Here is a 13,387-nt window from a genome sequence, read left to right on the forward strand (position 1 = left end):
TTTCTCACGGACAAAGGTGGCAGCCGTACGCGGGGTGAGAAACCGGTGCACTGAAGCCGGCCAGACCGAAGTCTGCCCGCGCATGGCTGCCATGAAGCAATAGCCTTGGCAGTGCAGGTCGGGTTCTCACACCCGGTCACCTGATATGGCGACCCAGTGAAGTTATCCGTGCGGTATTTCCCCGACAACGCAGCAGCTTCCGGCAAGCGCGTAGGATAGTTCCCAAGCTTTGCTGGCTGAAGCATTTGGTTTCAGGTTCGGAAAGATCCGACAGATCGCCGGGGCTGCTGCGCAGCCCTTTCGCTGGCAAGCCAGCTCCCACAGGAACGGCGCTTGGCTTGAGGGCGGCGCGGTCGGGGTAGGAGCCGGCTTGCCGGCGATGCGCCGCGTCAGCGGCGCTCGATCACTCAGGCGCTACGACAATGACGCCAAGCACCTGGCCCAAGCCCCATCACCCCGGCCGATACTCCCGGCACCGCTCCCGCAGTATCTGCGCCAGCAACCGCACCTCGGGACTGTGCCGGTACTCCTCGGGATACCCCATGTACATCGGCACCTCCCGCTCCCGCTGATGCTGCAGGTTGACCCGCACCAACCGCCCTTGCGCCAACCCCTGCTGCACCCGATGCTCCGGCAGCCAGGCAAAGCCCATCCCCCGCTCGACGAAGCTCTCGGCCGCCGCCAGGCTGCTCACCGTCCAACGCTGCGAGGTCCCTAGCCAACCACTGTTCTGCGAATTGCGCGTGCCGGAATCGCGGATCACCACCTGCCGGTGGTTCTTCATGTCGTCCAGGCTCAACTCGCCCTGCGCCTCGCTGAGCGGGTGGCTGGCCCCCACCACGCAGATCAACGAGACATTCAGCAAGAACTCCTGCAGATACCCCGAGGGCAGGCTGCTGGCGATGCCCAGCTCGACCTTGCCGTCCTCCAGCAACTCGCGAGCCCCGGACAACGCCGTCTCGTACAAGCGGATACGGTGATCCTTGTACTCCAGGGCAAACTCCTGCAATGCCTGCTGCAGCAATTCGATGGGGAACAGCACATCCACCGCCAGCGCCTGTTCGGTGAACAACCCTGGCTGGTATTGGTTAGCCAGGTGCTCGAGCTTCTGCGCCGCGCCCAGCAGGTGCTTGGCCTGGGGCAATAGCGCCTTGCCCAGCGAGGTGAGCACGGCCTTGCGCCCTTCGATGATGAACAGCTCCTGGCCCAGGAGCATTTCCATGCGGTTGACCGAATGGCTGATCGCCGACTGCGACTTGTACATGTGCTCGCCGGCCTGCTGGAAACCGCCGCACTCGACCGTGCAGACGAACGCGCGCCACTGATCAAGACTGATCTTGGAAAACACCACTACCTCCTTGTGTGCCCGGAAACCGGGCGACGAATCCTTTGTCCTGCGGCGTTGTACCACAGCTGCCGCCAACACATGAAGACCGTGCCGCGATGCGCGCACTTTTTGTCACTATTCGCCCAGCCCGCTTCGTGCGACAACAACGTCCCGCACAGTGCCTGGCACTAATGGATGAATTTTGGACAAGGAGTGTCCCCCCATGCAGATATGCACAAGCGATACGGCATAAAACAATAGCCGGAACAACACGGCAAAATAAAAGGCGATAACGCCATAAAATTTTCATATTAAAACAATTGAAAATTTTAATTGCCCTATTGTTCGACAATCCCCCTTCCAAGCCTTTTATGAAAGCCGCGTGACAGCACGGGGCCTGCGTCTGCGCGCGCTAAAAAAAAGAATAACTTAATAGCCAAAAAAACCATGAACAGGCGTCATCAATCCCATCTGAATTATTCGCTTTTTTTGGCAAAAGCTTCAGCCGCAATAATTAAATGGCCAGCAGGGACTGGCACCGGAACAACAAGACCGGTTGTGTATTTTGGGATTTTTTCAACAGTGAAAAATAATTGGGCATACACATGAAAATCGGCATTGATGATATTGGGCTGTCTGTACCGCAACACTTTTTTGCACTGGAAGAACTTGCCGAACGGCATGGTATCGACCCGCAGAAGTACCTGGTCGGCATCGGCCAGGAGTTCATGGCCGTGCCGGCCCCGGACGAAGACATCGTGACCCTGGCGGCCAACGCCGCCCTGCCGCTGCTCGATGACGCCACCCGCGCCTCGATCGCCACGGTGATCCTCGCCACCGAGAGCGGCATCGACCAGTCCAAGGCCGCCGGCCTGTTCGTCCACAGCCTGCTCGGCCTGCGCGCCGACTGCCGCGTGGTGGAGTTCAAGCAGGCCTGCTACGGCGCCACCGCCGGCTTGCAGATGGCCCGTGCGCTGGTCGCCCAGCGTCCTCACGAAAAGGTGCTGGTGATCGCCACCGACATCGCCCGCTACGAGCAGAACTCCGAGGGCGAATGCACCCAGGGCGCCGGCGCCGTGGCCATGATCGTGGCCGAGAACCCGCGCCTGCTGGAGCTGCACCCGCACCAGGGCCGCTACAGCCTGGACGTCTCGGACTTCTGGCGGCCGAACCTGCGCAGCACCGCGCTGGTCGATGGCAAGCTGTCGATCGAGGTCTACCTGGAGTCGCTGCGCAACGCCTGGCAGAGCTACCGCGCCGATGGCGGCCTGGGCCTGAAGGACATGAGCTTCCTGTGCTTCCACCAGCCATTCACCAAGATGGCGAAGAAGGCCTTCTCGGTGTTCGAGGCGATCGAACCCGAAGCGGCCAAGGCCCTGGGCGAGCAGGCCTACGCCACCAGCCAGCTGTACGGCAAGGCCATCGGCAACTGCTACACCGCCTCGCTGTACATCGCCCTGCTGTCGCTGCTGGACAACAGCGACGAGGACCTGACCGGGCGCAACATCGGCCTGTTCAGCTACGGTTCGGGCAGCGTCGGCGAGTTCTTCAGTGCCACCGTGGTGCCGGGCTACCAGGCCCATTCGCGGCGCAAGGCGCATGCGCGCATGCTGGCCAGCCGCACCCGCCTGGGCCATGAGCAGTACAGCGCCTGGTTCTACGGCGACAACCACCCGGCCGTGGCCGACTACAGCACGCCGTACGTCACCGGCGGCGCGTTCCGCTACGGCGGTTGCGAGGGCTATCGCCGTCAGTACGAGAGCACCGCCCTGTCCCTGAAGATGGCGAGCTGACGACCATGAGCGACGTGCTGCTGAGCTGGCCGCAACCTGCGGTCGCCTGCCTGACCCTGAACCGTCCGCATGCCGGCAACGCCCTCGACGAGGCCCTGCTCGGGGCCTTGCACGAGCAGCTGCAGGCCCTCGCCGAGCACCCCGGGCTGCGCGCCCTGGTGCTCGACGGCGCCGGCGAGCACTTGTGCACCGGGGCGGACCTGGAGTGGATGCGCCGCAGCCGCGAGTTCGACCATGCGCGCAACCTGGAGGACGCCAGCCTGCTGGCCAACGTCCTGCAGCGCCTGGACGACTTCCCGGTGCCGGTGCTGATGCTGGCCCGCGGCGCGGTGTTCGGCGGGGCCTTGGGCCTCTTGTGCTGCGCCGACCATGTGCTGGCCGCCGAGGATGCGCGGTTCTGCTTCAGCGAGGCGCGCCTGGGCCTGGCCCCGGCCTTGATCAGCCCCTACGTGGTGCGCGCCATGGGCGTGCGCCAGGCACGGCGCTACATGCTCTCGGCCGAGGTGTTCGGCACCGAGGATGCGCTGCGCCTGCAGCTGGTCCACCGCCTGGTGCCCGCCGCCGAGCTGGAGCAGGCCCGCGACCGCTGGCTGGCCACCCTGCTGCAGACCGGCCCCCAGGCCAGTCGCGAGATCAAGCAGATGCTGGCGCGCCTGGCAGGCCGCGACCACCTGCTCGACGAGCAGGGTTGCAACCTGCAGCTGATCGCCCGCCTGCGCACCTCCAGCGAGGGCCAGCACGGTCTTGCCGCCTTCTTCGAACGCAGCCGCCCCGACTGGGCGCAATGAACCCTGGGTGCGCGGACCACGAAGCCCGCGCCGTTCCGGCGTCGCCGACGACGCCCGACCTATGAGAAAAGGATTTTGCCATGTGTGGTTTCATCGGTGTCTACCAGTCCAAACGCAACAGCATCAGCGACCAGTCGATCCTCGACGCCCTGGCCGCCATCAACCACCGCGGCCCGGACGAGCACAGCCTGTGGCGTGACCCGGGCGAGCGCGCCGTGCTTGGCCATACCCGCCTGAGCATCATCGGCCTGGACAACGGCATGCAGCCGATCGTCGCCGACGAAGGCGACCTGGCGGTGATCGTCAACGGCGAGTTCTACGACCACGAGCGCATCCGCGCCGAGCTGCAGGCCGAAGGCGCGATCTTCAAGACCGCCTCGGACAGCGAGATCGCCCTGCACCTGTACCGCCGCTCCGGCATGGCCGGGCTCAAGGAGCTGCGCGGCGAGTTCGCCATGGTCCTGTTCGACCGTCGTCGCCGCCTGATGCTGGCGGTACGCGACCGCCTGGGCATCAAGCCGCTGTTCTACACCCAGCACGAAGGCAACTGGTACTTCGCCTCCGAGATCAAGGCCCTGCTGGCCGCCGGCGTCAACCCGACCTGGGACGAGAACGCCTATGCCAGCCGCGCCTTCTACCTGCGCGACCACACCCTGTTCGAAGGCGTGCGCAGCGTGCAGCCGGGCTGCTGGGTGATGGTCGACCACGGCGGCCTGCACAGCGGCCGTTACTGGGATATGGAGTTCGCCCGCCGCGACACCCCGGCGCCGAGCGACGAGGCCGGCATGATCGAGGCCGTGCGTGCCTCCATCGAAGAAGCCGTGCGCCTGCGCCTGCGCGCCGACGTGCCGATGGGCGTGTACCTGAGCGGTGGCATCGACTCCTCGGCGATGCTGGGCATGGCCACCGCCCTCAAGGGCGAGCCGCTGGACGCCTTCAACCTGTCGTTCACCGACATGGACGACTACGACGAGAACCGTTTCGCGCGCATGGCCGCCGAGCACAACGGCGCGCGCTTCCACACCATCGAGATCACCCAGGACGACCTGGCGGATAACTTCGAGCAGGCGGTGTGGCACAACGAGACGCCGTTCTTCAACGCCCACGGCGTGGCCAAGTACATCCTCAGCAAGGAAGTGCGCAAGGCCGGCCTGAAGGTGGTGCTGACCGGCGAAGGCGCCGACGAAGTGTTCGCCGGCTACCCGCACTTCCGCCGCGACATGCTGCTGTACAACAACGAACAACAAGACCCGAAAGTCATCGACCTGCTGCGCCAGCGCATCCAGGCCAACGAACAGGGCTACACCAACGCGCACATGCCCCACGACATCCACTGGATGGTCGACCAGCTCAAGCACGGCGTGTCGTGGCTGGACAACCAGGCCGGCTGGTTCAAGGCCCTGGAGAGCCTGTACCGCGGCGACTTCCGCGACCACTTCACCGGCGTCGACCCGTACCGCCAGTTCTTCGACCGCCTCGACCACGGCAAGCTCGCCGACCGCGACCCGGTGCACAACTCCATGTACCTGTGGGCCAAGTCGTACCTGCCGAACTTCGTCCTCACCACTCTGGGCGACCGCATGGAAATGGCCAACAGCATCGAAGGCCGCGTGCCGCTGCTCGACCACCACGTGGTCGAACTGGCCTGCCAGCTGCCGGTGTGGATGAAGGTGCGCGGCGCCACCGAGAAGTACGTGTTCCGCGAAGCCATGCGCCCTTACCTGCCCAAGGCCCTGTACGAGCGCAAGAAGCACTACTTCCGCGCGCCGCCGGCCACCCTGCAGCAGCAAGGCCGCCTGTGGCAGTTGGTGCAGGACACCCTGCACAGCCGTGACCTGGACGCGCTGCCGTTCTTCGACGCGGCCAAGGTACGCAGCCTGCTCAAGCAACTGCCGACCCTCAGCGCCCAGGAACAAGGCCTGCTCGACCCGATGCTGATGGAGCTGACCAGTCTGTGCCTGCTGCAGCGCCGCTACCGCATGAGCGGCCAGAGCTGGAACACCTTGAGCGAGGTGGCCGCATGAAGATCGCGATCATCGGCGCCGGCCTCAATGGCCTGGCCTGCGCCCTGATTCTCAAGCGCTTCGGCCTCGAGGCCACGGTGTACGAGCGGGCCCATGGCCCGCGCGACTCGGGCACCGGCATCTATGTCTGGCCCCAGGGTGTGCAGGTGCTGCGCTTCCTGTTCAACGACACCGGCTTCATCGGCCGCGGCAAGGCCATCGAGTTCCTCGACACCCATGGCCGCGACGGTCGCCTGATCCACAGCCAGCCGGTACGCCCGGACGGCCTGGGGATCCCGGCGCCGGCGGTGATGTTCCCACGCCCCGAGCTGTTCGGCCTGCTGCGCGAACGCCTGGCGCCGGGGCAGATCCGCTACCAGATGGGTTGCGAGAAGGTGGAGAAGGTCGGCGAACAGGCGCGGGTCACCTTCAGCAACGGCGAGCAGGAAGACTTCGACCTGGTGATCGGCAGCGACGGCGTCGGCTCCACCGTGCGCCAGTGCCTGGAACCGGGCCTGACGCCCTACGACACGGGCCTGGTGGCCAGCCGCGGCATGGTCGAGTTCGACTCGCCGCTGCTGCTGCCCGACCGTTGCCAGATCTTCGCCTCGGAGTTCTCGCGGGTGGTCACCTACCCGCTGGCGGCCGACCGTCCGTACCGCTACTGGTTCGCCGCCTACCAGCACCGCAACCAGCCGCTGCTCGACCGCGACGGCCTGGTGCGGCTGTTCGCCGACCTGCCGCCGGATGTGGTGCGGATGATGCAAGCCACCGAGCACGAGCAGATCCTCACCCACAAGATGATGGCCCTGACCGGCGCCGGCTGCTGGCAGAACGGCCGCGTGGTGATGCTCGGCGACAGCATCCACGCCATGCTGCCGACCCTCGGCTACGGCCTGACCCTGGGCCTGGAGAACGCCTTCATGCTCGCCCAGGCCCTGGTCGGCTGCTGCGACGAGCGCCTCGACAGTGCCCTGCAGCGCTACGAGATCCGCGCCGCCGAGCGTTCGCGGGTGATGCTGGAAGTGATGCGCGATATGACCGACCTGTACTACTTCGAGGAGGACAGTGCCATGACCTCCTCGCGGATCCGGCCGATCGTCGAGCGCTTCCACGACCTGGCCCTGACCACGGTGTTCTGAGGAGGCCGCCATGACTGACGCATACCGCCAGCGCCTGCAAGCCTTTGTCCAGGCGCAGATCGCGCCGAACATTGATGCCTGGGAACAGCTCGGCGCCTACCCCGCCACGCTCAACCGCGAGGCCGGCGCCGCCGGCCTGCTGGGCCTGGGACACGACCATCGGCAATTGCCCGACGACCCACGGGCGGTGGCCGTGCTCATCGAGGAACTGACCCGCAGCGGCGCCCAGGGCATCACCATGGGCCTGGGCTCGCATTTCGTCAGCCTCAAGGCAGTGCAGGCCACCGGCCACCCGATCGTCCACGACCTGGTGCCGGCGGTGCTCGACGGCCGCCAGAGCATCGCCCTGGCGATCACCGAGCGCCAGGCCGGCTCCGACCTGCGTGCCCTGGAGTGCCGCGCCGCGCGCCAGGCCGACGGCTACCGGTTGAACGGGCACAAGGCGTTCATCTGCAACGCCACCCGCGCCGACTGGCTGCTGATGGTCGGCCACTGCGAGGACGGCCTGGCGCTGTTCCTGGTGGAGGGTTCGGCCGCCGGTATCCGCCATACGCCGCGCCGCGCCCTGGGCTGGCGCTGCCTGCCGCTGGCCGACCTGGAGCTGGAGAACGTGCCGGCCATCCGCCTGACCGAGAAAGGTGGCGTGGGCCGCCTGCTGCAGGCCAGCCTGCAGCAGGAGCGGCTGAACCTGGCGGTGATGGCCATCACCAGTGCCGACATGGCCCTGCAGGCCGCCATCGACTGGTGCAAGAGCCGCCAGGTCGGCGGCAAGCCACTGTTCGACAAGTCGGTGATCCGCCAGCGCCTGGCCGAGCACTACGCGCAGCTGACGGTCAGCCGCCAGTTCGTCGACACCTGCGTGGCCCGCCAGGCCGAAGGCACCCTGGACGCGCACCAGGTCGCCATCGCCAAGAACAGCGCCGTGCAGACTTTGGAAACCCTGGCCCGCGACGCCGTGCAACTGCATGGCGCCCACGGCTGCGTCGAGCCCTCGCTGGTCGAACGCATCCACCGCGACGCCCGCCTGCTGGCCATCGGCGGCGGCACCCACGAAATCATGCTGGAAATCATTGCCCGGCACCTGTGAAGGATCACACCATGAGCACCATCAGCGACCACGCCGCCGCGCACTCGCGCGCGCTGCTCGAACACGCCTACCAGCGCTACTGCGGGCTGGAGATGCTGGAACAGTCCCCCGGCCAGTGCACCTGCCGGCTGACCGTCAACGCCGACATCGACAACCTGAGCCAGACCCTGCACGGCGGGGTGATCTACTCGATGCTCGACGTCACCAGCATGCTCGCCACCCTGCCCTTGCTGGGGCCTGACGAGTACGCCCTGACCAACAGCTTCAACACCCTGCTGCTGTCGGCCACGCCGCGCGACACCGAGGTGCTGTTCCACGCCAAGGTGATCCGCGACGGTCGCAATCTGATGTTCACCCAGGCCGAGGCCTGGCGGGTCAACGCCGACGGCAGCCAGACACGCATCGCCAGCGCGCAGTTGAGCAAGTTCAGGCTCAAGCGCGAGTGGTAAGGGCGTAATCACCCATCACGTTCATCGCGGGGCAAGCCCGCTCCCACTCGATTTGTGGGAGCAGGCTTGCCCCGCGCTCGTTCCAGCCCAGAGCCCCTGGCGATACATGACAACCTTAAGGGTAATACCCTGATTATCTGCGCTTTTCACTCCCGCCCGATTGCTCAAGACTGGCTATCACACACATCACAGAAAGGATTCGCGCAATGAATCACAAGGTCCTGGTCATCCGCTCCTCGATCAAGTCCGACGGCGGCTTCTCCGGCCAACTGGTGGACAACTTCCTCAAGCAGCTCAAAGAGGTCAACCCCGAAGCTTCGGTGGCGGTGCGCGACCTGCACGCCCAGCCCATTCCGCACCTCAATGCGGTGACCATGGACGCCCTGTTCGGCGGTGACGCCAGCAGCATCGAGGCGGCCGCGGCGCTGAAGCTGTCCAACGAACTGATCGAAGAGATCCAGGAAGCCGACCGCGTGGTGATCGGCCTGCCACGCTACAACTTCGGCGCACCGTCGATCCTGCACACCTGGGTCGACTACATCGTGCGTGGCGGCGTCACCTTCACCTATGTCGACGGCGCCCCGGTCGGGCTGCTCGACGACAAGCCGGTGCACGTGCTCAACGCCAGCGGCGGCGTCTACAGCCAGGGCACCGACACCCTGGCTGGCTGGCTGTCGCAGACCCTGGGCTTCGTCGGCCTGAACAGCGTCGAATTCATCTACGCCGAAGGCCTGGGCATGGGCGAAGAGAGCCTGGCCGCGGGCCTGGCCGCCGCCAACCTGAAGATCCAGCACAGCATCGCCGCCCTCGGCGAGCGCCCATGCCCAAGCCTGGCCACCGCAGTAGGGAGGTAAGATGACCCGCAGCCAAGACAACCCGTCGGTCCAGGAGCTGTTCCTCAGCGAACTGGTGGCCGAGCCCAACCGCTACCACCTGTACATCTCCCACGCCTGCCCGTTCTCGCACCGGGTGCACCTGGTGCAGAGCCTGCTGGGCCTGGAAGACGCGCTGGACGTGACCTCGGTGGCGGCGCGCCGCCACGACCAGGGCTGGGAGTTCGACGAGCACGACCAGGACCCGCTGCACAAGGACGTCACCCTGCTGTCGAGCCTGTACGAGCGTTCGCGCCCGGGCTTTGCCGGCAACCAGTCGGTGCCGGTGCTCTGGGACCGCCAGCAGAACCGTATCGTGCACAACGATTCGGCCGAGCTGGCGCTGCAGATGGCCACCCGCCTGCTGCCCCTGGCCAAGACCCCGATCGACCTGGTGCCCGACCGCTCCAGCTGCGACATCGTCGAGCTCAACCAGTGGCTGCACACCAACATCAACCGCATGGTCTACCACATGGGCTTCGCCCCGGACCAGGCGAGCTACGACGAGGCCTACAAGCAGTTCTTCGCGGCCATGGACACCCTCGAGCACCGGCTGCGCAAGCAGCCGTACCTGGTAGGCGGCAAGCTGAGCCTGTCGGACCTGTTCCTGCTGCCCACGCTGATCCGCTATGAGGCGGTGTACTACGTGCACTTCAAGGCCAACCACAAGACCCTGGCCGAGTACCCGGCGCTGTACCAGTACCTGGTGCGCCTGACGCAGATCCCGGCGATCTACCGCACCATCGACATGGCGCATATCAAGCTGCATTACTACTACTCGCACAACCACATCAACCCGACGCGGATCGTGCCGCAGGGGCCGGCGTTGAGTTGGTTGAACTGAGCAGCTGGCGTTTGCGGAGCAGGACCGCTTTGCGGTCCTTTCGCGGCAAAAGGCCGCTCCTACAGGAGGCCGCATCCCCCTGTAGGAGCGGCCTTGTGTCGCGAAAGGGCTGCATCGCAGCCCCGGCAGGTTTAAGCCGAATGCAGACTTCGAACAGCTTGAACTAACCGTGCTCAAGCAGGTGCAACATGGCACACCGGCACATCCGGCAATGTACCCTCGACCGACAGACACACTACATCCTCAGTACTGTCGTCAAACTAACGGCAAAGCTCACCCACGCATTTCATGGAAGGTGACCACCGGGCCATACTCCTGATCGGAGTTGATAGCCTCTACGTGAAATCTTCTATCAGGGAATTGCGCCTTCAACACCATTCGCCAGGACATGGCCAGCACATTGGACAGTTGCTCAAAAACCACCTCGTCCACCGAAGATCCACACCCTGAAAACACATCGTACAGATGGGTGTGATTCAGCATCCTCTCGACACCGGCTTTATCGCCTGAAAAATGATCAAGCCACACACGAAATGCGGGCTCGTCAAATTTCATTTCCAGTATCACCGAATCCTCGAACACGACGAAATCCGGGAACAGCCATTTGCAAAAAATCAAACTGTCCTCTGGGCTGACGACATCTTCAACATAGGAAAACAGGTCGACAGACGCTGGCTCCTGCCAGCCGGCTCGCCAAGCCGAAAACCTTTTAAGCCCTGTCAATTTCGCGAAGGATTTGATTATTTTCATGTTCGTGCGCCAATGTGAAAAAGTGCGGTTAAAAATGAAACAGGCCCATGTCTACGCTCTTTCCCCTCCACTGCCAGCAGCCTATAAACTACCTATATTCCGTATGATCTGAATAGGCATCTAGGGGTGTCGTGGCGGCTAAATACTCCGAAAAAGCATCAATTAGCCGTACAAGCTCGCTATCAAACCTATCCGGCAAGAGACCCAGTATGTCCTCCAACTCGCAACATTCCATAACAAGATCGCAGACAACAACAGAAATCCCTTTCTTTCTAAAAACACTTGACGCTCCGGGCGAGAACAACAAGCGTTCTGCTTCATCCAGCTCGATGACACCAGCCCTGACTGACGAAAGCAACCCAATCGAAGCCATCGCTAGAAATCGTCCAGCTTCATCACCGTTAAAAATTTTTACCTCCAGCGCTACATCGGCCACCTAATACGCCTCCCATCCCCAATCAAGACTTTTTGGAAGCATGAGACTTATCGACCAATACTCTCCGTTTATTTTCTTGCCGATCAGCCCGACTCACACCCTTCATTTCCTCCACCGAAAACCCCAAACGACCACCTAACGCTTCAAAGCGTCTATAAGATTCCTCTCCCTCGGCGAGGTATTCAACCATAAACGGCTGAGGTGGAGCCTCTTTGTTCCGGACGCCAGCCTGTAAAAAAACCATGTAGTCACTCAAAGTGGAAGCAGCTTGCTCAATGGTCATTAATACCTGGGATCCCTCACTGTACTCACACTCTAGATACAGATGACCTGCCGCATATGCCATGTGGTGTGCATTGCCGAAACCCAAGTACTCAGATTGACCACGGAGCTGACAGTCCTCCAGTCGAGTGATCAGCGCTTTTGCGCTAACACTACTACTGACGTCGTCACTCAACCACCCCACAATCTCACGCACACCGAAAGGAGGTCGCTCCTTCTGAACCTTGGCATCAGGCTCATTGGCCGAGAGGTCATTAAAAAAAGGGACAGATTTATTTTCCCTGCTCTAATCTCGCCCTACCTACATAAAGGCTAGATCCGTTCGCCGCCAGGAATCGAAATTAGAGTAGGAAAAATAAATCTGTCCCCTTTTTCTGCTCAGGCGACAACTTAAATCCCGTCACGAAATTCCCTGCTGCATCAAGCACAACAGCGTTGTTGGTGGTCGAATTAAAATACACTTTTGAGTCTTTTACAAAGCCGTATGTACCTTGCTGGGTCGTAGAAGTCGATGCCATGTGAGTTTTTATTGCTGACTCATACTGAGCAAGTGTTTCAGGGTTTTTCTTTGTAGTCACCACGCCAAAATCAGAGGCATATTTGAATTTTTTATCGAGCTGCTTCTGGGTAACCCCGGTTAAGGCCTCAGCAACACTGTTACCTTTTGCACCACCATTCAGCAAACCCGGTCCGAACTTCGCCTCGAGCGCGGCCAGCGCTTCCTTAGCGAAAAAGGGGACAGATTTATTTTCCCTGCTCTAATCTCGCCCTACCTACATGAAGGCTAGGTCCGTTCGCCGCCAGGAACCGAAATTAGAGTAGGAAAAATAAATCTGTCCCCTTTTCCTATTTAGTTTCATACGCGGAAATAAAACTTCGAGCCGACTTACTACCAGCCGATTTTCCGGCCGCAATCAAAGCCATCTCTGATTGCGAAATAAAATTCTCTCTCAGAAAATTGACAAAGCAGCCTTTAACATCCGAACCTCTCAAACCAATAACACCGTATTCTTCATATGCACTTTCAACAGCTATCCAATCGAATTTCGAATTAAAAAAATAGATCGGATAACCTAAGCTATTCTGTAAAATATCCTCAGACTGGCGGCTCGACGACAGCGCAGCACCACAGGCATCTTGACAAATTAAATAGCATGACCCCTCAACAACCTCCACCCCTGAAAACTTGATAAACACATCAGAGGAAAAGCTATAAACGCTATTTTTTACAACACCTGAGAACAGATCAACAAAACTGAGCAAAGGCCGTTCAAAAAACCAAAACCCCCAGTCTTCACCTAAAAAAACATTAGACGGAAGATCAAGTTCAAAATTCAAATAACCTGCTACGTTATTAATCATATTTTTTAATTTGTCCGACGCCACAGCCGAAACATTCATCATCACTCTCCACTAAACCGTATTTTTAGTGATCAGCTTCTTCCCACCCTCAACCGTCAAGGAAGCCGAAGATTGACCGGTAGAAGTCGCAGATGGGTAAAAACGATACGTCTTACTACCATTTGTCAACACCGTAACCGTACCATCCTTAGAAATAATCTTTTTATACCCACTCCAAAAAGGGGACAGGTTTATTTTCCCTGCTCTAATCTC

The 13,387-nt window shown here is 61.5% G+C and carries 14 protein-coding genes; 8 read left to right on the plus strand and 6 right to left on the minus strand.

The genetic code is table 11. The annotated features are described in order from the left end of the window. Positions 1 to 451: 451 nt before the first annotated feature. On the minus strand, positions 452 to 1,348 hold the full coding sequence (locus tag LOY42_RS18230; protein WP_046856506.1) for a LysR family transcriptional regulator: 897 nt from the start codon (positions 1,346 to 1,348) through the stop codon (positions 452 to 454). Between the two features lie 584 nt (positions 1,349 to 1,932). Here LOY42_RS18230 and LOY42_RS18235 point away from each other — a divergent pair. From LOY42_RS18235 to LOY42_RS18270, 8 genes are all read left to right on the plus strand, one after another. Then, positions 1,933 to 3,120: a hydroxymethylglutaryl-CoA synthase gene (locus LOY42_RS18235; protein ID WP_258598691.1), complete on the plus strand. Its 1,188-nt coding sequence runs from the start codon at positions 1,933 to 1,935 to the stop codon at positions 3,118 to 3,120. A 5-nt stretch (positions 3,121 to 3,125) separates the two neighbouring features. Then, positions 3,126 to 3,908 (plus strand): enoyl-CoA hydratase-related protein, encoded by a 783-nt coding sequence (locus LOY42_RS18240; protein ID WP_046856508.1) that lies wholly within the window; start codon positions 3,126 to 3,128, stop codon positions 3,906 to 3,908. 80 nt (positions 3,909 to 3,988) lie between these two features. Beyond that, positions 3,989 to 5,932, plus strand: coding sequence for an asparagine synthase (glutamine-hydrolyzing) (asnB, locus tag LOY42_RS18245; protein ID WP_102683557.1), 1,944 nt, complete (start codon positions 3,989 to 3,991; stop codon positions 5,930 to 5,932). Continuing rightward, positions 5,929 to 7,053, plus strand: coding sequence for an NAD(P)/FAD-dependent oxidoreductase (locus tag LOY42_RS18250; protein WP_050706619.1), 1,125 nt, complete (start codon positions 5,929 to 5,931; stop codon positions 7,051 to 7,053). The genes asnB and LOY42_RS18250 overlap by 4 nt, the downstream gene beginning before the upstream one ends. A 10-nt stretch (positions 7,054 to 7,063) precedes the next feature. After that, positions 7,064 to 8,140, plus strand: a complete 1,077-nt coding sequence (locus tag LOY42_RS18255; protein ID WP_258598694.1) for an acyl-CoA dehydrogenase family protein — start codon at positions 7,064 to 7,066, stop codon at positions 8,138 to 8,140. Positions 8,141 to 8,151: 11 nt separating this feature from the next. Continuing rightward, positions 8,152 to 8,589 carry a PaaI family thioesterase gene (locus tag LOY42_RS18260; protein ID WP_046856512.1) on the plus strand — a complete coding sequence of 146 codons (438 nt, stop codon included), beginning with the start codon at positions 8,152 to 8,154 and terminating at the stop codon, positions 8,587 to 8,589. Positions 8,590 to 8,795: 206 nt separating this feature from the next. Continuing rightward, positions 8,796 to 9,443 (plus strand): FMN-dependent NADH-azoreductase, encoded by a 648-nt coding sequence (locus LOY42_RS18265; protein WP_023629104.1) that lies wholly within the window; start codon positions 8,796 to 8,798, stop codon positions 9,441 to 9,443. A gap of 1 nt (position 9,444) precedes the next feature. Continuing rightward, positions 9,445 to 10,305: a glutathione S-transferase C-terminal domain-containing protein gene (locus LOY42_RS18270; protein ID WP_046856513.1), complete on the plus strand. Its 861-nt coding sequence runs from the start codon at positions 9,445 to 9,447 to the stop codon at positions 10,303 to 10,305. A gap of 273 nt (positions 10,306 to 10,578) precedes the next feature. Here the strand turns inward: LOY42_RS18270 and LOY42_RS18275 are convergent, their stop codons facing one another. The 5 genes from LOY42_RS18275 to LOY42_RS18295 form a co-directional block, all read right to left on the minus strand. Further along, positions 10,579 to 11,055: a hypothetical protein gene (locus LOY42_RS18275; protein ID WP_258598696.1), complete on the minus strand. Its 477-nt coding sequence runs from the start codon at positions 11,053 to 11,055 to the stop codon at positions 10,579 to 10,581. Positions 11,056 to 11,143: 88 nt separating this feature from the next. Continuing rightward, complete coding sequence (locus LOY42_RS18280; protein ID WP_258598698.1) at positions 11,144 to 11,491, minus strand: DUF3969 family protein; 348 nt, start codon at positions 11,489 to 11,491, stop codon at positions 11,144 to 11,146. Between the two features lie 22 nt (positions 11,492 to 11,513). Continuing rightward, positions 11,514 to 11,774: a hypothetical protein gene (locus tag LOY42_RS18285; RefSeq protein WP_258598700.1), complete on the minus strand. Its 261-nt coding sequence runs from the start codon at positions 11,772 to 11,774 to the stop codon at positions 11,514 to 11,516. A 340-nt stretch (positions 11,775 to 12,114) separates the two neighbouring features. Next, the gene (locus tag LOY42_RS18290; RefSeq protein WP_258598701.1) at positions 12,115 to 12,456 is read right to left on the minus strand and encodes a colicin D domain-containing protein; all 342 of its coding nucleotides are present in this window, start codon (positions 12,454 to 12,456) and stop codon (positions 12,115 to 12,117) included. Positions 12,457 to 12,619: 163 nt separating this feature from the next. After that, on the minus strand, positions 12,620 to 13,174 hold the full coding sequence (locus tag LOY42_RS18295) for a hypothetical protein (protein ID WP_258598703.1): 555 nt from the start codon (positions 13,172 to 13,174) through the stop codon (positions 12,620 to 12,622). Between the last annotated feature and the right edge of the window lie 213 nt (positions 13,175 to 13,387).

The sequence above is a fragment of the Pseudomonas sp. B21-023 genome (assembly GCF_024749165.1).
In the GTDB taxonomy this organism is placed as follows: Bacteria; Pseudomonadota; Gammaproteobacteria; order Pseudomonadales; family Pseudomonadaceae; genus Aquipseudomonas.